Genomic DNA, 18,419 nt, shown 5'->3' on the forward strand with positions numbered 1-18,419 from the left:
TTTTTGTCGCAATGACAGGTCGCGGATCGCGGTGCCCCAAAACGGCCCGCAACGGCGCGCAGAAACCGCTCATCCAATTGATCAGGACAAATTGCGATGCAGATTTTCGTGACCCAAAGCGCGCTGAAGGGCGGTATCGAAGAGTATGATTACGATCTTCTGGACGATCTGACAGATCTCCGCCGCTTCCTGACCAACCGCTGGGGGCTGTCCGCGGAACTCCTGCCGATGCCAATTCGGGCTGCCGCCTCCTTCAACAGCTATCTCGGCCAGGTGCTGAATGGCGGTCACAGCCAGTTTGTCAGCAATCTCGGCGTGCAGGCCGCGCCGGTTCTGGCCGACGCGACCGAGCTATTGCGTTTCGCCGGACAGGCGTATTTGCCGCGATCGCGGAGGCCGCTGGCCGTTGGATCGCCCTGAACCCCGAGGAGGCCGCGCGGCAGACCGGATTCACCGGCGGCATATCGGAAGATCTGCGCGCGCTCGACGACCGGTTCCTTGCGCGTCATTCCTGGGCGTCTCCACTTGCTCCCGTCGCAGCCTTCCTGCGCCGCCAACCGACGCTGCAACACGCAGGCACGGACAAGGCCCTGACGGTGGAAGAGCTGCAAACGAAAGCCTTGATCGAGAGCTTCGCGCAGGACGAGACCATGCGCGCCCATCTCGCCCGCGCGGTGGCGGAAAAGGCCCGGGCGCTATTCGCCGATCCCGTGATCATTGGCGTTGCCCTGGCTGCGGGCCAAAGGAACACGGAGCGATTTGCCCGGTTTGTCCCCTCTCATCTCTCCGGCGGTGGGACGCCCAAATTCGTCCTGAGAGAGGCTGGCGGCGAGCAGGAGGCTGCGGATATCTGCCCGTACAGGCTGGACGAGAGGGGGCTGACGCCAACGCCGGACGCGAGCCATGTCACATCCGGACCCATCCACATATCCATGGAACAGATCGACCGCTGTCAGCGCCTGGCCCTGGAATTCCGCCTGCCCGAGTCAATCGGCTTGCGATGGTGGCACATGCGGCGGCCCTTCGGCCCCGATGCGTTCCAACTCTGCGAGCTTCCCCGATGGGAGCCGGGCAAGTTCTGGCTGCGATGGATGGAGCCCGACTGGGCGGCCAAGGGAAGCCCGGAGAAATCCACCTTCCTCTGCGCGGACCCCGGCAGGCCGGAAAGCCTGTCCCTGCAGGAGCTTGCACGGCTGGCATCAGAGGCGGGGACTCCCGCTTGGCGGACCGAATAACCCTCAGGCGCCGATTGCCCATCGTTCTTTCAGGGCTTGATGCCCGCGATGTCCCGCGCAAGAGTTTGCAACCAGAGCAGTTCGAAAGAGGCAGAGAGCGATGACGGAAATCCGGTTCAAACGAGTCGCGGGCAATGACGACCTGCCCCTGCCCGCCTATGCCACGCCCGGCGCGGCGGGGATGGACCTGCGGGCCTATCTGCCCGATGGCCCTGTCGAGTTTTCCCACGGCCAGTTGAAGATGATTTCGACCGGCTTCCATGTCGAGCTGCCCCCGGGCACTGAGATGCAGATCCGCCCCCGCTCCGGGCTGGCGCTGAAACACGGCTTCATCCTGCCCAACAGCCCCGGCACGGTCGATGAGGATTACCGCGGCGTGGTCATGATCGGCCTCTATTTTCTTGGAAACGACTCATTCGCGATCCAGCATGGCGACCGCATTGCCCAAGCCGTGATCGCCGATGTCCGGCGCTTTCCAAGTGTCGAGGTCTCGGAGCTTTCCGAGACCGGGCGCGGCGCTGGCGGCTTCGGCTCGACCGGGCTCAAATAGCCGTGCGAGACCGCGTCACTTCGGCGACAACAGCGCGTCCGCGATTCGCTCCGCGAGCCGCTGCGCAACCTCCCCCTTGCCGAGGCGCGGCCAGGGTTCGGCCCCTGCCTCGGAGATCAGCGTGACCTCATTCTCGGTGCCGCCCATGATCCCCGTTCCCTCGGAAACATCATTGGCCAGGATCCAGTCACAGCCCTTGCGCGCCCGCTTGGCCGTCGCATGTGCGATGACATTGTCGGTCTCGGCGGCAAAACCGACCACAAGTCCGGGCCGACCCGCCTCCATTCGGGAGACCTCCGCCAGAATGTCCGGGTTCTCGGCAAACTCCAACGCCGGGACATGCCCGGAACCGTCTTTCTTCATCTTGCGGTCGGCGGCATTGGTGACATGCCAATCCGCAACGGCCGCCGCAAAGACCGCCGCATCCGCCGGCAGCGCCGCCCGGACCGCGTCCCGCATGTCCCGCGCCGTCTCGACCGGCCGAAGTTCGCACCCTTGCGGCGACGCGACGCTGGCCGGGCCGGTCACGAAGGTCACCCGCGCACCAAGCGACAGCAACGCCTGCGCAATCGCGGTGCCCTGCCCCCCGCTGGAGCGGTTGGCGATATAGCGCACCGGGTCGATCGGCTCATGGGTCGGCCCGGAGGTGACCACGACATGCCTTCCTTTGAGCGGCCCGTCCGACAGTGCCGCCTCGATGGCGGCGACAATCTCCGGCACCTCGGCCATCCGCCCGAACCCGAACTCTCCGCAAGCCATCGGCCCCTCGTTTGGCCCGACGGACAACACGCCATCGCCTGTCAGGCACGCAAGATTGCGGCGTGTCGCCGGATGCTCCCACATGCGCACATTCATCGACGGCGCGATCAGGACGCTCTTGTCGGTTGCCATGAGCAGCGTCGAGGCCAGATCATTGGCGTGGCCATTGGCCATCTTTGCCATCAGGTCGGCCGTTGCCGGGGCGACCACGACAAGGTCCGCCGCGCGGCTGAGCTCGATATGCCCCATCTCCGCCTCATCCGTCAGATCGAACAGGTCTCGATAGACCTTCTGCGCGGCCAGCGCGGAAGCACTCAGGGGTGTAACGAATTGTTCCGCAGCCGGCGTCAGGACGGGCGTGACCGAATGCCCGCGCTCGCGCAACCGCCGGATGAGATCAAGCGATTTGAATGCGGCGATGCCGCCGCCAATGATCAGAAGAATTCGCTTGCCCGTCATGTCGGCCGCCTCCGCTGGAACCCGTCCCGATGTAGGTCGCCCTGCCCGTCGAGGCAAGCACCACGCGCCGAAGGCGCGCCCGGCCCCAAAGGCGATTTGTGCCGCAGGCACCTGTCGCCGAGGGGACGCCCGGCTCCCCCCTTGCGCTTCGATCAGCGCCTGACCGGCCCCGGCTCAGGCCCGTTCGTCCGAAAACGCGACAGGGCCGCCCTGCGCTTCCCAGGTCGAGAACCCTTCGCGCAGATGCGCCGCCTCGAAGCCCATCTCCTTCAACGTCAGCACCGAGAGGGCCGAGCGCCAGCCGGACGCGCAATGGAAGAGAAACGTCTTGTCCTGCCCGAAGACCTCCTTGAAATAAGGGCTGTCCGGGTCGACCCAGAATTCCAGCATCCCGCGCGGGCAGTGGAAGCTTCCCGGTATGAACCCCGACCGCTGCCGCTCGCGCACATCCCGCAGGTCCACGACCACCACATCGGGGTCATCGATCATGGCGATCGCATCCACGGTCTCGACCTCCTCTATCCGCGCCCGCGCTCGCGCCACCATCTCCTTCACGCCCGTCGTCACCCTGGCCATTTTCTTACCGCCTCAATTCTGATCATCCTGTCCCGACCAAATTGACCTCATTGCCCCCTTGCAGCAAGCTTTGCCGCGACCGACCCTGGCCGCCGCCGGGATCCGGACGAACAGGAGCAGTGCCGAGATGACAAGACCACCGGTTTCCCTGTGGGATGAAACGAGCATGGAGCCCGCGCTGACCAACCCGATGGACGGCGACGCGACCTGCGATCTGGCCATCGTCGGGGGCGGGTACTCTGGGCTCTCCACCGCGCTTCACGGCGCCGAAAAGGGGCTGGACTGCCATGTTCTGGAGGCCGAGAGCATTGGGTTTGGCGGCTCGGGACGCAATGTCGGGCTGGTCAATGCCGGCCTCTGGCTGCCCCCTCAGGAGGTCTGCGACAGTCTCGGGCAAACAGCCGGCACAGCCCTTGTCGAAAGGATGGGTCGCGCCCCGGACGACGTATTCGCCCTGATCGAGAAACACGCGATTCGTTGCGAGCCGACACGGAGCGGCACGATCCACGCCGCCCATTCCCCGCGCGGTCTCAAGGAGTTGGAGGCGCGCGCGGAGGCCTGGCACAGGCTGGGCGCGCCGGTCGACCTGCTTTCGGCGGCAGAGACCGCCGAGCTGACGGGCACATCCGCCTTCCATGGCGGGCTCCGCGACCGCCGCGCCGGCACGATCGACCCGATGGGCTATACGCGCGGGCTGGCCCGCGCCGCACTGGCCGCTGGCGCAAGACTCGCCACTGGCGCCCGCGTCGCGCATCTTGCGCGAGAGAACGGGCGCTGGAAACTCGTGACCCCGAACGGCACGCTGACCGCCCGCCATGTCGCGCTCTGCACCAATGCCTATTCGGATACGCTCTGGCCCGGCCTGCGCGAGGCGTATGTGCCAATTCGTTTCTTCCAGCTCGCAACCGAGCCGCTGGGCGACAGGGCCGCACACATCCTGCCCGAAGGGCAGGGCCTGTGGACCACGGCCCCCGTCATGGCCGCGCTGCGACGGGACGCAAGTGGCCGTCTCATCATTGGCGCTATGGGCTCCGTGCGCGGCGGCACGCGAGGGCTGTCACATCGCTGGGGCAGACATATGCTGAAACGCTTGTATCCAGAGCTCGGCGAATTTCGCTTCGAGAGCGCCTGGCATGGCGATATCGCGCTGACCGCGGATCACATATTCCGCATCCACCGTCTCGACGAAGGCCTCTTCGCCCCCACCTGTTATAACGGCCGCGGCATCACCACCGGAACGATCTTTGGACAAGCCCTGGCCGAGTTCCTGACCGGCGCGCCGGAATCCGCCCTCCCGGTCCCCTTCACCGAACCGACCTCCGCACTGGCCCGCTCCCTCAAGGCCGCCTTTTACGAATCCGCCTTCACGGCGCATCAACTCTATCAAAGCATCTGAAACCACCGGGGTGCCCCTCCCCTGAAACGCAGAAAGGAAGGCGCCGGGGGACGCCTTCCTCCTGTCGGGTCGAACAGGGCCGTGGTGCAAGACGGCCCCTTTCGTCCCGGCCTATCACGCGAGAACGCCGAGAAGCGATTGCATCTCGGAATAGAGCTCTTCGGCGCTGGAACTCGCCGAGAGGCTGCCGGTCTCCGTGGTGTCCTCCGCGTCGGAGACCAACCCTTCGAAGAGCGACGTGGTGTCAACCTCGGAAATCATGCCGCCTCCCATCGGCGGTCCACCGCGACCACCAGGTCCCCCCTTGCCGCCCATCTGGCTGGCCTCAGCCATGGAGTCGCGATGCGCGGTCAGTTCCGTTTCGGACAGGCTCCCGTTCCCGTCAGTGTCGACGCTGGACCAGTTATCCTCCGAGAGCGGGCTTTCCGAGATTTCGGAGGTCGAGAGGCTGCCATCCTCGTCGAGATCGAACTGGCTCAGCGTGTCGGTCTGGCCGGTTTCATCCGAGGGCGGCGGAGGGGGAGGTGGCGCGCCACGGCTCTGCATGGCGCTCATTCCGGTCATGGAGACCGAAGACATAGACATGTTCATCTTGATGGTCCTTTCAGGCGTTTCATGAACAACCGGACGATCGGGCAGAAGGTTTAACATACCGTGAGGATGTCTATTTTTTTGTTTTTTATCAAATATTTAAATAGACAAACAAACGCAGCGCCCGCATGCGGACGCCACGCTTGTTTCCAGTGTTCTGCCCACCAGCGACCGCAGGGCCACCCGCCGTCACCCGGTCAGATCACGCACCATCGGGACATGATCATAGAGACGCTCCGCCTGCGGATGCAGCTGGCTGAAAACGTCGAAAAGGGTGGAGGAGACAGCGATGCAGGCACAGGAGTCGCCATCCCCCCCGTCAGAGCTCCGAAGCTGTTCCGCCGATACCAAACCGGGAAGGTCCCAGTGGGTCGGATCGGGACGGAAAGGACGAACGTGAGTGGTGGTGCTTCGGAGCAATTCTGGATCCGCGCATCGCACCATCTCGTTGCCGGCGCGGCAATCCGTGCGAATACGCGGAAGATCTCGGCCCGGCTCTCCGGGAAAATGGTCGGCATAGGCCGCGATCTCGCGGGCATTTGGCAACCGCCAGTCGGAGAAACCGTGAAGGCGTGCCGCGTTCCGGAGAAAAACCCAATCAAGAGCCGCGAACCAGTCCATGCCGGCGCCAGTGGTCTCACCGCTCCACATCTGACCGGTCACGGAATCGATCCAACAGCCTTCTGCCCATCCATGACGGCGAACCGGTTGCAATGCCGCTCCTGCATGATTGATGAAACTGGTGTCCTGGAGGGTCAATTCGGGGTCCTTCTGGCCGACCGGACCGGTCCACAGACCGAGTCCTCTCATTTCGAGAAGCAGTCTGCAGTTCAAGTGTGGAGCGAATAGGTAGCGGCACCGCAAATCACTTTGCCACAGCAGAAGTCAATCCAACTAACTGTTATAAAACATTATTTTTTCGCCCACAGGACGCACAACCACGCTCTTCGCCAGGCCCTTCCTTCTTGCGACCAAGGGCCCCGAGTTCGTTCTTCCCTGTGGGCCTGCACTTTTCCTCCACAATCGGCCAGATCTCTCGGGAAGGCCGGCCGGGTGCGTCGCCGCGACAAGCCTCCGGCCCGACAAGGCCGGAACGCTGCGGAAGCTGCCAACACAAGGATCCTCCTGTGGTGCCACCTCGCACGCTGGTCTATAGGGTCGCGCGATGTCGCGACGATTCCCCCTTCTCCAGCGCCTGATGGCGGTCCTTCTCTGCATGTCCGCGGAGGCGGCCCTTGGCGAGACCGATGATCTGTTTTCCCTCTCCGGAAACTGGGTCGGCGACGGGGTGATCGCGGCCAGAACCGAAGCCGATCCGGAGCCGGGGCGTTGCAATCTGCGCATCACGCCCAATCCCGCCGGAGATCGCTCGGACGTGACCGGCAAATGCGCCATCGCTGGCGGCGCGTCCCGTGTATCGATGCGATTCGAACAGGGACCGGACCAGACAATCCGGGCAGGGATCTGGTCGGAGGCAACAGAACAGATCGTACAGTTTCGGGGCGAGATCGGCCCGGACGAGGCCTTTCTGGCGACCGATCGACCGATCTCCGTCGATGATCGGCTCTTTGACTCCGAGATCACCTTCTCGTTCGACTTGCCGCGGAGCTTTTCGCTGCACCAAACCCTGCGCGCCGTCGGTGAACCGCAGTGGCGCCCTGTCATTGAGCTGACTTTCCTGCGCGCGGGCGACTGAAGGGGACACGATCGGGGCCTTTCCGGCCTCCCGAGCGCCAATGGCCGCATTCTGGGCGCCAACGATGCCTGAGCCCCATTGACGCTTGAGGGAATCCCCCTCATATCCGCGCCATGACCGATCTTGATCACATCCGCAACTTCTCCATCGTCGCCCATATCGACCACGGCAAATCGACCCTTGCCGACCGGCTCATCCAGCTGACCGGCACGGTGGCCGAGAGGGACATGCAGGAGCAACTCCTCGACTCGATGGATATCGAGCGCGAACGCGGCATCACCATCAAGGCCAACTCGGTCCGGATCGAATATCCGGCCAAGGATGGGGAGACCTATATCCTCAACCTGATCGACACCCCGGGCCATGTCGATTTCGCCTATGAGGTCTCCCGCTCGATGCGTGCGGTCGAAGGCTCGCTCCTGGTAGTCGATGCCACCCAAGGCGTCGAGGCGCAGACGCTGGCCAATGTCTATACCGCCATCGAGGCCGATCACGAGATCGTCACGGTCCTCAACAAGATCGACCTGCCCGCCTCCGAGCCGGACCGCATCGCCACCCAGATCGAGGATGTCATTGGCATCGACGCCCATGATGCTTGCCTGATCTCCGCGAAGACCGGCGTCGGCATCCCGGACGTGCTGGAAGCCATCGTCACCCGCCTGCCCGCTCCCACCGGCGACCGGGACGCACCGCTCAAGGCGATGCTGGTGGACAGCTGGTACGACCCCTATCTCGGCGTCGTCGTGATGATCCGGGTCATGGACGGTGTTATTCGCAAGGGTGACCAGATCCTGATGATGCAGACCGGCGCCAAATACGGCGTCGACAAGCTCGCCGTGCTGCGCCCCAAGATGCAGGACATCCCCGAGCTCGGCCCTGGCGAAATCGGCATCCTCACCGCCTCGATCAAACAGGTCCGCGATACACGCGTCGGCGACACGATCACCCATCAGAAGCGACCCTGCGAAACCGCCCTGCCCGGCTTCAAACCGAGCCAGCCAGTGGTGTTCTGCGGCCTCTTCCCGGTCGACAATGCCGAATTCGAGGACCTGCGCACCGCGATCGAGAAACTGGCGCTGAACGACGCCTCCTTCACCTACGAGATGGAAACCTCCGCCGCGCTCGGCTTCGGCTTCCGCTGCGGCTTCCTCGGACTGCTGCACCTCGAAGTGATCCGGGACCGGATCGAGCGCGAATATGACATCGATCTGATCACCACCGCACCGTCGGTGATCTACCAGATCCACATGCGGGACGGCTCCCAGATCGAGCTGCACAACCCCGCTGACATGCCCGATCCCGCCACCATCGACCACATCGACGAGCCGCGCATCAAGGCAACGATCATGGTGCCGGACGAGTATCTCGGCGACGTGCTCAAACTCTGCCAGGACCGTCGCGGGATCCAGGAAAACCTGACCTATGCTGGCACCCGTGCGATGGTGGTCTACGACCTGCCCCTCAACGAGGTGGTCTTCGACTTCCACGACCGCCTGAAGTCGGTCACCAAGGGCTATGCCAGCTTCGACTACACGCTTGCCGGCTACCGGACAGACAATCTCGTCAAGATGTCCGTGCTGGTGAACGAAGAGCCGGTCGACGCGCTCTCGATGATGGTCCATCGCGATCGGGCGGAGATGCGCGGGCGGGCAATGTGCGAGAAGCTCAAGGAGCTGATCCCGCGCCACATGTTCAAGATTCCGATCCAGGCTGCGATTGGCGGCCGGGTCATCGCCCGCGAGACGCTCTCGGCGATGCGCAAGGACGTGACGGCAAAGTGTTATGGCGGGGACGCAACCCGGAAGAAGAAACTGCTGGAAAAGCAGAAGGCCGGCAAGAAGAAGATGCGCCAGTTCGGCAAGGTCGAGATTCCGCAGCAGGCCTTTATCAACGCGTTGAAAATGGACAACTAAACGTCGGGGCATTTGTCGCCCCGACGTCACCCCCGCTCGATACGCCTTGCACTGTCGCGCGCCAGATCCCTCACGACGAAGGGTCGAAGACGCGCAACATGAACGCTTTTACGTCCGTGCCCACCAGTCGACATGCGGGAGTACCGCAGAAGATCCATCCGGGCCGGCATGCGGTGCCGTGCAAACACCACAGACAGTGCCACGAACGGAGTCGAGCAGTTTCTCAACCCGGTCTAGGAAGCGGTTCCCGGCTTTCCGAAGGGTGACATCTGCAAGGAGATCCGCGCCGAGTTCGCCGCGTGACGGCGCGGCGACCCGATCTGCTTCGTCATGTTTCGGCCCAAGGTTGGACAGTTTCGCCCGTCGGGTCTCCGCCGGAACCAAATCGCGGCGGCTTACGGCCAATCTGTCCGCCTTGCCCGGGAAGTTGTTGTTCCAGCGGAAGGTTCTGCGCTACAAATGTCGCAGGGCCGCTCCCGAATGGCCTGCCGAAAAAAGATTTCCTGTTCACGAAAGGGCCTGCAATGCGCCTCGCCAAGACAATTTCTGCCATCGCCCTCGCCGGCGTCACCGCCGCCTGCGCGACCACCGGTGCCAATTACCAGCCGGTCATCGACGGCGCCGTTGGCCCGAACTATTCCAACGATCTCGCCCAGTGCCAGGCCCTCGCCTCGCAGCAAGGCGCATTCGACAGCAACACCGCCGCGACCGCTGCCACCGGCGCCGCTGTTGTCGGCGGCAGTACCGCCGTCTTCAACAACAAGGGCACCAATGTTCGCGATGCCGCCCTCGTTGGCGCCGCCGCAGGTGTTGCCGCAGGCGCCCTGCAACAGCAGTCCAACAAAGAGACCATTGTTCGCAACTGCATGCGCCAGCGTGGCTACAACGTCGTCGGCTGATCCAGCCTCACCGACACGGGACAGGGCGGCCCGCCGCCCTGTCCTCACGATTCCGTGAAGACGGGTGAAAGACGAATCCCCTGTAAAGCGGCCATACTCCTGTCACGCGTTTGAACAGGAGATATCCATGCGACTTATTCTTGCCGCTTCGGCCCTTGCCTTCGCCCTGCCGCTCTCGGCACTGGCCGCAGGCTCGGACAGCTCGTCCCCACCCACCCCAACGGACACCACAAAAACCTGCAAGGGCGGTATGGTTTTCGACGACAAGAGCGGAAAATGCGTCGCCCCCAAGGATTCCCGGCTCGATGATGATGACCGCTACGACGCGGTGCGCGAATTCGCCTATGCCGGCCAGTATCGTCACGCCCTCGCCGCGCTTGACGCCATGTCCGACCAGCAGGACGATCGGGTTTACACCTATCGCGGCTTCATCGCCCGCAAGAGCGGCGACGTGGAAGCCGGCATGACCTACTACCAAGCCGCCCTGCAGATCAATCCAGACAACCTCCTGGTGCGCTCCTATATGGGTCAGGCATTCGTCGAGATGGGTTTGCTCCCCGAGGCAAGCGCGCAGTTGACAGAGATCCGGCGCCGGGGCGGGCGCAGCTCCTGGCCGGAATTCGCCCTGCGCTCCGCCATCGAGCAGGGCAAGGGATTCTCCTACTGAGACAGGCTGGCGCCGCCGAACCGGTGGCGCCTCCCCATTGGGCAAGCGGCTTGATTCAAGTCAAGGACCATAAGGCGCATTCAAAATACAGCTTCCGGAGCTTTCAGGTAAACCGGAGACCCAAATGTTCCGCCTCGCTCTTCTTCTGTTTGTGGTTATCGGCGCCTCTGTCGCCGGGATCCTGATCGTCGCCGCGCTGGTCGCAGGCTTTGACACGCAGACGCCTATCGTCATTGCCGCCACCATGGGTTTCGCCGCCGCGATCCCCATTTCCTATATCGTCGCCGGCAAGCTCTCCTGATCTGAACGCGACCGGGCGGCCTCGATCACACTCGGATTGGAACTCGTGGCCGGGAATAACCGCGCCGACCGAACCATCGCTGGCGTGACATCGCCAGAACAAGATCGGTCGCCCCGCACGAGCGGTGTCAGGATAGTTGAAAAATGTCTCCATTTCTGGCAAGACTGTTCCATTCGCGCCGGAACCGCGCCAAGATGGTTCGGCGCATTCAACTGAGGCAGAGCTGATGAAATTCCTGACCAATACCGCCCTGGTCCTGGCCCTCGCGCTCCCGATGAGCATTGCGAGCACAGTGCCGGCGGATGCCGGTTCGACCATTGAACGCGCCTGTATGAAATCCAACCGTCGCGCGGCTTCCAAGCCGCTTTGCGGCTGCATCCAACGCGTTGCCGACCAGATGTTGACCCGCAGCGAGCAGCGCATGGCGGCAAAACTTTTCAAGGACCCGCACCGGGCTCAAGAGATGCGGCAGTCCGATCGCGAATCTCATGAAGTTTTCTGGAAAAAATACAAGGCGTTCGGCAAGAGCGCCGGCAACATCTGTCAGTAATCTGACCGCTGGCCGCGCCTGACACGGGGCGAAACGGGACCGGGTGGCCGCATCACATGCGTGCCGCCCTCATGCCGTTGTGCCGACCCTGCGATCACGTCGCCAGTCCCCCCGCCACCTCGTCAAGCAGGGCCTCCGTGGCCTCCTCGATCATCCGGAGTACGGCGTCAAAGCCCCCCTCGTAATAGGGGTCCGGCACATCGCGGCGCCCGGAACTTCCATAAGGGAGCAACAGGCGCACCGGTGTATCGTTTCCAGCGGGTCGGATCTGTTCGAGTTCCCGGCGATTCTCTTCGTCCATGGCGATGATCAGGTCGAACCGTTCGAAATCCGCCGGAACGCTCCGACGCGCCCGAAGCGCAGAGAGATCATACCCGGCCGCGCGCGCGGCGGCTTGCATTCGCCGGTCGGGCGGCTCGCCGATATGCCAGGCCCCCGTCCCCGCTCCGTCAACGACGACATCGATGCCGGCCTTCTCCGCCTGCACCCGCGCCACACCTTCGGCCGTGGGGGATCGGCAAATGTTTCCAAGGCAGACGAAGAGAATGCGGGGCGTTCGTTTTCTGGTCATGGGCCTTGCCTGAACGCGCGGTCGCGACGCGTCAACCGATAAGGAGTGACCGCGACGTAGAAGCCCTTGACGCCCCGCGCGCGCAGCGCCTTTCTGGGGGAGCCCGGCAGCGAGGTCTGTCGAGGCGCAAGGAGCCACGCATGAAGAAGATCGTCATCCTCACGGGGGCCGGCATCTCGGCCGAAAGCGGCCTTGGTACGTTTCGCGACAAGGACGGGGTCTGGTCGCAATATGACCTCGAAGAGGTGGCAACCCCTGAAGGATTTTTCCGAAACCCCGAAAAGGTCCATCATTTTTACAACATGCGCCGAGCCAATGCGATGGCCGCCCAGCCCAACGCTGCACATGACGCGCTGGCGCGACTGGAGCGCGACTGGCCCGGACAGGTGATCCTTGTGACGCAAAATATCGACGACCTGCATGAGCGGGCCGGCCACCAGCGAGTCATCCACATGCATGGGGAGTTGATGGAAGCCAAATGCGCCGCTTGCGATGCGCATTGGCCGGCGCCGGAGCGGATGCGGGCCAGTGATCCCTGCCCCGAATGCGGCGAGCTTTCGACCCGGCCGGATATCGTCTGGTTCGGCGAGATCCCCTATGACATGGACCTGATCGAAAAACACCTGACCCAATGCGATGTCTTTGCCTCGGTCGGCACGTCCGGGCAAGTCTACCCCGCGGCCGGCTTCGTGCTTCAGGCCAACGCGATGGGCGCTCACACCGTCGAGCTCAATCTCGAGCCCTCGGAGCTCAGTGGCATGTTCGAGGAGCGCCACGAGGGCCCCGCCAGCGAGATCGTGCCCGACTGGGTCGAGGCGCTGCTGTCGAGGCCCTGAGCCCGGGCGCGCAAGCGGCCGGTCGGTCCGCGAGGGCCGGCCGTGGCCGGCTTGAGCGGACCGACACACCGCTCCGGATCAGTGCGAGCTGTGATCCATCTTCATCTCGGCGTCCTGACGTTTCAGGTCGACGGGGATCTCGACAACCATCTCGCCGGCCTTCTCGAAGGTGAATGTGACGGAGAAGCTCTCGCCATCATTCATCGGCCCGGTCAGCCCCATGAACATGACATGATCACCGCCACGTTTGAGCATATGCATACCGCCGGCCGGCACCGGGAAGCCCTCTTCGACCTCAACCATCTGCATGATGCCGTCACCGGCATCAATATGCGTGTGCAGTTCGGCCTTTTTCGCAATACCCGATGCCACGGCAACAAGGCGGTCATCCTCCGTGCCTGTGTTGACGATCTGCATGAAAGCCGCACCGGCCTTGGCCGTCGGCATCGCCGCGCGTGCATAAGCGTCCCGGATTTCGATCTCGGCCATGGCCGGGGCGGCAAGGGAAAGGGCGGCGGCAGCCGCAAAAAGAATCTTGGGCGACATAAGTCGTCTCCATCTGTCTGATTTCTGTCGGTGAGTGATTTCGCTGGCAGTCCGGGCGCAACAACCCGGTCTCAGGCAGGCGGCGCCCGCGCTCCCCGGGTCAGGGGCGGGTGCGTGGCCGGGGCTTGCGCCACGCGGGGACGGTCCAGCCAGCCGAACGACAGATCTGCGGGCAAGACCGTCATCGGCGGCGGCTCAACCGCCGCAAGGAGCGACAGCGCGGCATCGGGACAGAGTCCATGCTTCTGGACCGGCCGGCCCTCTGCATCCACGGAGGTAGTGACGGCCCCGAGCCCGGTACACAGTACCATCTGCCCTGCCGCGGGCGCCTGTCCACGCGCAACGCCAAACCCTACGGTCGCGAGACCGAGAGTCAGTACAAGCAGAACGGAAATCAGGCGCGCGCGAGTCATTCCGGCAAATCTATCGGGACAGCCCCGTCTGTCAAAGCAGAAACTTGGCTCTTCGTCTCAGGTATTCCGGGTTGAAGAACCTGCCGGGAAGCCACGCCTCACAAACGACAAAGCCCCGCCGAAGTGGCAGGGCCCGGTCTATTTCGTGCGCGTGGATCGCCTCAGGCGGCCGTGGCGGCCTTGGCGATATCCTTCTTGATCTTCAGCGCCTTGTCCGACAGCTCGTCGTCCTTCGCCTTGGCGAGGAAAGCATCGAGCCCGCCACGGTGGTCCACCGAGCGCAGGGCAGAAGACGAAATCTTCAGCTTGAAGGAACGCCCCAGGGCGTCCGAGAGCAGCGTCACATCCTGCAGGTTGGGCAGGAAACGGCGCTTGGTCCTGTTTTTGGCGTGGCTGACGTTGTTGCCAACCATCGGGCCTTTACCGGTCAGTTCGCAGACACGCGACATGGGTTCTTCCTCGACATTCGAATGACAAAAGCAGCACAACCCGGTCACAGAAGATCGTCCGGGGTGCCGCGAATTCCGTTCGGGCGTTTAATTACATGCAGGCGCCCCTGTCAACCCGATTCCCCCCAGCTTTATCACCGCCCTGTCACGGACGCCGGGTTTCCGTCAGCCGAGCAAGATCCTCGGCCCGATCAACATCCGCCAGACACTCTGTCGCGACTTGGATCAACGACGCCTCCGGGAGCTTTGCCAGCAACCTTCCGGCGCCCCTGTCCCCTACCAGAGCAGCCAACCCTGCGAGGTCCGAGGCAGGAAAACAGGCCGGCGGCATCCGCACCGTTCCGTCCCACGTCGCCGCCGCGCGCGCCTCCGTACAGGCCGCGAGCACAGCTGTCATCACGTCGCTTCCAACGAATGGCATATCGGCCAGACAGACCAAAAGCCGCGTCGCCCCGAGCGCATGCGCGCGCGCCACGCCCTTGCGAAGACTGTCCGCCTGCCCTGCCTCGGCACCCGGTCCCGGCAGGCACTCATATCCGTCGAAGAGCCTCGCAACTTCCGGCGATCCCACCACGGCAAGCCGATGATCCAGTGCCACGCCCCGCATCGCGTCCGCAGCCCAGCCCGCCAACGGTCGCCCCCGAAACGGCGCCAGCAGCTTGTCAGCCGCTCCGAAACGCCGCGACTGCCCGGCCGCCAGGACCAGCCCGACCCGCATCAGCACACCGCCTTGCCGGCCTCGGCAAGGATCTCGGCCAGCACCGACACCGCCAATGTCCCGGCATCCCGCGCCGAGGGAATCAAGCCGACCGGACCGAAAAGCCGCCCGCGCGCCGCTTCGGAAACCCCCATCGCCTCCAACTCCAGCATCCGCGCATCCCGCGCCCGTTGGCTGCCCTGCGAGCCGATGTAAAAGGCGTTCGTTTCCAAAGCCCCTTTCAGGATCGGCGGTTCCCAGTCGTGGTCATGGAAGAAGAGGATCACCGCCGTCCACGGATCGACACCGAGATCCTCCGGCATCCGCTGCGCGACGAGATGGCGCGTCCCGCAGCCAAGCCCTGCCGCCTCCTCCAGCGTCTCCCGATCCGGCGAGAGCAACAGGTTCGGATATCCCGCCGATTGTACCAGCGCGGCAAAGGTGCTTGCCTCCGGCCCCTTGCCGAAGACGAGGAAGCGAATGTCAGGCACGTACCGCATCCGGAAGACATCTCCGTCGCGCCCGCTGTCGCCGTCTGGCAGGCATCGCATCGCACCGGTTTCTGTCTCGATCTCGAGCAGGCAAACCCGCCGCTCCCGCCGATCCCGCACGAGTTGCTCAAGGACCGCGCGGTCCGGGTTCGGCAGCAGGAGGATGTCGAGCCCGCCTCCGCAGGGAAGCTGGATGTCGAGAAAGGGCGAGCCGCGCCCGTAACGGATCTGCCGTGGCCGCCCTGCCTCCAATGTTTCCAGCGCATGCAGGGTGATATCGGCTTCGACGCAGCCCGAGGAAAGTGTCCCCGCCCGGCGCCCATCCGCGAAGACGCACATCGCCGCCCCCACGGGCCGGTAGGACGGCCCTTCCACGCCAACGATCATCGCGAGCACGGCCGGCGCCTCGCTGGCCAGCAATTCGACAAGGGGGTCCTTCACCGGACCCATGGCTGGGCTGAGTGTCATCATGTCCTATCCGCAGTTTCGCATTATATTGGGGCGGGAAGAGGCGCGCGGCAAGTCGTGGACAGTGCCCGCCCCGCCCCCTAAGCTGCCCCGAATATCCGGCCGCCTTGGGGGGAGAGACGTGCAGGAACTGCCAGACTCGATCGACGACACCATCGCCCTGCTCGCGGGCCAGGACTATATCTGCGGCCGGGATCTGGGCACTTTGGCCTTCCTGTCGCTGCGCCTTGGAAAGCCGCTCTTTCTCGAAGGCGAGGCCGGGGTCGGCAAGACGGAGATCGCCAAGGCGCTCGCCGCCACTCTTGGCCGCCGCCTGATCCGCCTGCAATGCTTCGAAGGGCTGGACGCGGGATCGGCCATTTATGAGTGGAACTTTTCCGCCCAGATGATCGCCATCCGCACCGCCGAAGCCACGGGCAGCGCCGACCGCGCTGCACTGCAAAAGGAGCTGTTCTCCGAGGAGTTCCTCATCCGTCGTCCGCTGCTGGAAGCGATGGAGCCACATCCGGAAGGTCCCCCCGTGCTGCTGATTGACGAGGTCGATCGCACCGACGAGCCCTTTGAAGCCTTCCTGCTCGAAGCCCTCTCCGACTATCAGGTCACCATCCCCGAGCTCGGCACGATCCGCGCGCCCGAGCCGCCCATTGTCGTGTTGACCTCGAACCGGACCCGCGAGGTGCATGACGCCCTGAAGCGCCGCTGCCTCTATCACTGGGTCGACTATCCCGCCTTCGACCGCGAGATGGAGATCCTGCGTGCCCGCGTCCCGGAGGCGACCGAGACGCTTTCCGCAGAGATCGTCGCCTTCGTGCAGGGTCTGCGCGGCGAGGATCTGTTCAAGAATCCCGGCGTGGCCGAGAGCATCGACTGGGCGCGCTGCCTGATCGCGCTGGACAGTGTCTCGCTCAGCCCGGAGGTGATCTCGGACACGCTGGGTGGCTTGCTCAAATACCAGGACGACATCACCCGCATCGCCGGTGCCGAAGCCACTCGGCTGCTCGACGAGGCGAAGGCGCGGCTGGCAAACTGATGGCGCGGGCGCGGCAACTGGACGAGACGGAAGGACGGCTGGTCGAGAATATCGTCCATTTCGCCCGGGCGCTGCGCAAGGCGGGGGTGAAGCTCGGCACGGCCCAGGTCGAGGACGCGGTGCGCGCGGTCGAGGCGGCAGGGTTCTCGCGCAAGCAGGATTACTACCACATCCTGCGCGCGACGCTGGTCAACCGTGCCGCCGATCTTCAGATTTTCCACCAGATTTTCGCGATGTTCTGGCGCGACCCGGAATTCCTCGAACACTTGATCCACCTGCTCTCGCCCGCGCTCCACCGCGAAGAGGAAGAAAAGGCGCGCAAACCAGCCGAACGCCGTGCCTCCGATGCGTTGGGCGATACCCCCGCTCCCCCACAGCAGGTGAAGGAACGGCAGGAAATCCAGATCGATGCGCAATTCTCCTGGTCGGCCAGCGAAACCTTGCGAGCGATGGATTTCGAGCAGATGAGTGCAGCGGAACTGGCCGAGGCGACCCGCGCGCTGCGCGACCTGCGCCTGCCCCTGCCGCCGCTGCGAAGCCGCCGCCTCGCGCCATCCTCGCACGGACACCAGCCCGATCTTCGCGCCACGCTCCGCGCTTCGATGCGCCGGGGCGGCGAGATCGGGCATCTGGCCCTGCGCAAGCCAAAGACCCGCGCGCCGGACCTCGTCGTGCTGTGCGACATCTCCGGCTCGATGTCTGTCTATTCCCGCTTGCTGCTGCATTTCCTGCACAACGTCGCGCTGGCGCAGGATGGCAACTGGCGCCACCTGCACGCCTTCACCTTCGGCACCCGCCTGACCAACATAACCCGCGCCTTGCATCGCAAGGACCCCGATCTCGCCCTCGACGCCGTCAGCCGCGAGGCACAGGACTGGCAGGGTGGAACACGGATCGGCGATGCCCTGGAGCGGTTCAACAAGCGCTGGTCGCGCCGCCTGCTCGGCCAGGGCGCCGTGGTGCTGCTGATCAGCGATGGGCTGGAACGGGGCGACCTGGATCACCTCCGCTCGCAGGCTGAACGCCTCTCGCTCTCCTGCAAGCGCCTGATCTGGCTCAACCCGCTCTTGCGCTATGACGGCTTCGCGCCAAAGGCCGGCGGGATCCGCACGCTGCTGCCTTACACCGACAGCTTCCACGCCTGCCACTCACTCGACAGCCTCGCCGATATCGGCCGCGCCCTGTCCCAGGCAGCCCAGCGCCCCGCCTGATCTTCGTGCACCCACCGCGGGCGCAGCCCGCGGCCACGCCCGACGGGAGGAGCGCATCTGTGATGCGTCGACGACGGGAGGGACGCCCCGGGACGAGCGGCACCAAAAAAGCAAC

Annotated in this window: 23 protein-coding genes; 13 read left to right on the forward strand and 10 right to left on the reverse strand. The window is 64.3% G+C overall.

Annotated features, from left to right (window positions below; translation table 11 throughout):
- Window positions 1-96: 96 nt before the first annotated feature.
- The 3 genes from R3X27_RS05285 to dut all read left to right on the forward strand — a co-directional run bounded on the left by R3X27_RS05285 (window position 97) and on the right by dut (window position 1,785).
- A complete protein-coding gene (locus R3X27_RS05285; protein ID WP_317707782.1) occupies window positions 97-420 on the forward strand; it encodes a hypothetical protein in 324 nt (107 codons plus the stop codon).
- Window positions 421-596: 176 nt separating this feature from the next.
- Window positions 597-1,235, forward strand: a complete 639-nt coding sequence (locus tag R3X27_RS05290; RefSeq protein WP_317707783.1) for a hypothetical protein — start codon at window positions 597-599, stop codon at window positions 1,233-1,235.
- A gap of 100 nt (window positions 1,236-1,335) precedes the next feature.
- Window positions 1,336-1,785, forward strand: coding sequence for a dUTP diphosphatase (gene dut, locus R3X27_RS05295; protein WP_317707784.1), 450 nt, complete (start codon window positions 1,336-1,338; stop codon window positions 1,783-1,785).
- 15 nt (window positions 1,786-1,800) lie between these two features.
- On the opposite strand, the gene coaBC is transcribed toward dut, so the two are convergent.
- Together coaBC and R3X27_RS05305 are read right to left on the reverse strand one after the other, a co-directional pair.
- A complete protein-coding gene (gene coaBC, locus R3X27_RS05300) occupies window positions 1,801-3,003 on the reverse strand; it encodes a bifunctional phosphopantothenoylcysteine decarboxylase/phosphopantothenate--cysteine ligase CoaBC (RefSeq protein ID WP_317707785.1) in 1,203 nt (400 codons plus the stop codon).
- A gap of 174 nt (window positions 3,004-3,177) precedes the next feature.
- The gene (locus R3X27_RS05305) at window positions 3,178-3,579 is read right to left on the reverse strand and encodes a rhodanese-like domain-containing protein (protein ID WP_317707786.1); all 402 of its coding nucleotides are present in this window, start codon (window positions 3,577-3,579) and stop codon (window positions 3,178-3,180) included.
- A gap of 127 nt (window positions 3,580-3,706) precedes the next feature.
- On the opposite strand from R3X27_RS05305, the gene R3X27_RS05310 reads away from it, so the two are divergent.
- Window positions 3,707-4,975 carry an FAD-binding oxidoreductase gene (locus R3X27_RS05310; RefSeq protein ID WP_317707787.1) on the forward strand — a complete coding sequence of 423 codons (1,269 nt, stop codon included), beginning with the start codon at window positions 3,707-3,709 and terminating at the stop codon, window positions 4,973-4,975.
- Window positions 4,976-5,089: 114 nt separating this feature from the next.
- On the opposite strand, the gene R3X27_RS05315 is transcribed toward R3X27_RS05310, so the two are convergent.
- Both R3X27_RS05315 and R3X27_RS05320 read right to left on the reverse strand, forming a co-directional pair.
- The gene (locus tag R3X27_RS05315; RefSeq protein WP_317707788.1) at window positions 5,090-5,566 is read right to left on the reverse strand and encodes a hypothetical protein; all 477 of its coding nucleotides are present in this window, start codon (window positions 5,564-5,566) and stop codon (window positions 5,090-5,092) included.
- Window positions 5,567-5,755: 189 nt separating this feature from the next.
- Window positions 5,756-6,229 carry a hypothetical protein gene (locus R3X27_RS05320; protein WP_317707789.1) on the reverse strand — a complete coding sequence of 158 codons (474 nt, stop codon included), beginning with the start codon at window positions 6,227-6,229 and terminating at the stop codon, window positions 5,756-5,758.
- Between the two features lie 502 nt (window positions 6,230-6,731).
- On the opposite strand from R3X27_RS05320, the gene R3X27_RS05325 reads away from it, so the two are divergent.
- The 6 genes from R3X27_RS05325 (at window position 6,732) to R3X27_RS05350 (ending at window position 11,592) form a co-directional block, all read left to right on the forward strand.
- On the forward strand, window positions 6,732-7,262 hold the full coding sequence (locus tag R3X27_RS05325; protein ID WP_317707790.1) for a hypothetical protein: 531 nt from the start codon (window positions 6,732-6,734) through the stop codon (window positions 7,260-7,262).
- A gap of 113 nt (window positions 7,263-7,375) precedes the next feature.
- Window positions 7,376-9,175: a translation elongation factor 4 gene (lepA, locus tag R3X27_RS05330; RefSeq protein WP_317707791.1), complete on the forward strand. Its 1,800-nt coding sequence runs from the start codon at window positions 7,376-7,378 to the stop codon at window positions 9,173-9,175.
- A 524-nt stretch (window positions 9,176-9,699) separates the two neighbouring features.
- A complete protein-coding gene (locus R3X27_RS05335; protein WP_317707792.1) occupies window positions 9,700-10,074 on the forward strand; it encodes a glycine zipper family protein in 375 nt (124 codons plus the stop codon).
- Between the two features lie 127 nt (window positions 10,075-10,201).
- Window positions 10,202-10,741 (forward strand): tetratricopeptide repeat protein, encoded by a 540-nt coding sequence (locus R3X27_RS05340; protein WP_317707793.1) that lies wholly within the window; start codon window positions 10,202-10,204, stop codon window positions 10,739-10,741.
- A gap of 124 nt (window positions 10,742-10,865) precedes the next feature.
- Window positions 10,866-11,042 carry a CTP synthetase gene (locus R3X27_RS05345; protein ID WP_317707794.1) on the forward strand — a complete coding sequence of 59 codons (177 nt, stop codon included), beginning with the start codon at window positions 10,866-10,868 and terminating at the stop codon, window positions 11,040-11,042.
- Window positions 11,043-11,178: 136 nt separating this feature from the next.
- A complete protein-coding gene (locus R3X27_RS05350; RefSeq protein ID WP_317707795.1) occupies window positions 11,179-11,592 on the forward strand; it encodes a hypothetical protein in 414 nt (137 codons plus the stop codon).
- Window positions 11,593-11,686: 94 nt separating this feature from the next.
- On the opposite strand, the gene R3X27_RS05355 is transcribed toward R3X27_RS05350, so the two are convergent.
- Entirely contained in the window at window positions 11,687-12,163 is a 477-nt protein-coding gene (locus R3X27_RS05355) for a low molecular weight protein-tyrosine-phosphatase (protein ID WP_317707796.1), read from the reverse strand.
- A gap of 140 nt (window positions 12,164-12,303) precedes the next feature.
- On the opposite strand from R3X27_RS05355, the gene R3X27_RS05360 reads away from it, so the two are divergent.
- Window positions 12,304-12,999, forward strand: a complete 696-nt coding sequence (locus R3X27_RS05360) for an NAD-dependent deacylase (RefSeq protein WP_317707797.1) — start codon at window positions 12,304-12,306, stop codon at window positions 12,997-12,999.
- 78 nt (window positions 13,000-13,077) lie between these two features.
- On the opposite strand, the gene R3X27_RS05365 is transcribed toward R3X27_RS05360, so the two are convergent.
- The 5 genes from R3X27_RS05365 to R3X27_RS05385 all read right to left on the reverse strand — a co-directional run bounded on the left by R3X27_RS05365 (window position 13,078) and on the right by R3X27_RS05385 (window position 16,066).
- Window positions 13,078-13,545 (reverse strand): copper chaperone PCu(A)C, encoded by a 468-nt coding sequence (locus tag R3X27_RS05365; protein ID WP_317707798.1) that lies wholly within the window; start codon window positions 13,543-13,545, stop codon window positions 13,078-13,080.
- A gap of 71 nt (window positions 13,546-13,616) precedes the next feature.
- A complete protein-coding gene (locus tag R3X27_RS05370) occupies window positions 13,617-13,856 on the reverse strand; it encodes a hypothetical protein (protein WP_317707799.1) in 240 nt (79 codons plus the stop codon).
- Between the two features lie 263 nt (window positions 13,857-14,119).
- Window positions 14,120-14,407 carry a 50S ribosomal protein L28 gene (gene rpmB / locus R3X27_RS05375; RefSeq protein ID WP_317707800.1) on the reverse strand — a complete coding sequence of 96 codons (288 nt, stop codon included), beginning with the start codon at window positions 14,405-14,407 and terminating at the stop codon, window positions 14,120-14,122.
- 145 nt (window positions 14,408-14,552) lie between these two features.
- Entirely contained in the window at window positions 14,553-15,125 is a 573-nt protein-coding gene (locus R3X27_RS05380) for a nucleotidyltransferase family protein (RefSeq protein WP_317707801.1), read from the reverse strand.
- Window positions 15,125-16,066, reverse strand: a complete 942-nt coding sequence (locus R3X27_RS05385) for an XdhC family protein (RefSeq protein ID WP_317707802.1) — start codon at window positions 16,064-16,066, stop codon at window positions 15,125-15,127. Before R3X27_RS05385 ends, R3X27_RS05380 begins: the two co-directional genes overlap by 1 nt.
- Before the next feature lie 118 nt (window positions 16,067-16,184).
- Between R3X27_RS05385 and R3X27_RS05390 the strand changes: the two genes are divergently transcribed.
- Entirely contained in the window at window positions 16,185-17,093 is a 909-nt protein-coding gene (locus R3X27_RS05390) for a MoxR family ATPase (protein WP_317707803.1), read from the forward strand.
- Complete coding sequence (locus R3X27_RS05395; RefSeq protein ID WP_317707804.1) at window positions 17,093-18,304, forward strand: VWA domain-containing protein; 1,212 nt, start codon at window positions 17,093-17,095, stop codon at window positions 18,302-18,304. Before R3X27_RS05390 ends, R3X27_RS05395 begins: the two co-directional genes overlap by 1 nt.
- Window positions 18,305-18,419 lie beyond the last annotated feature (115 nt).

The organism is Tropicimonas sp. TH_r6, assembly GCF_033101155.1.
Lineage (GTDB): Bacteria > Pseudomonadota > Alphaproteobacteria > Rhodobacterales > Rhodobacteraceae > Tropicimonas.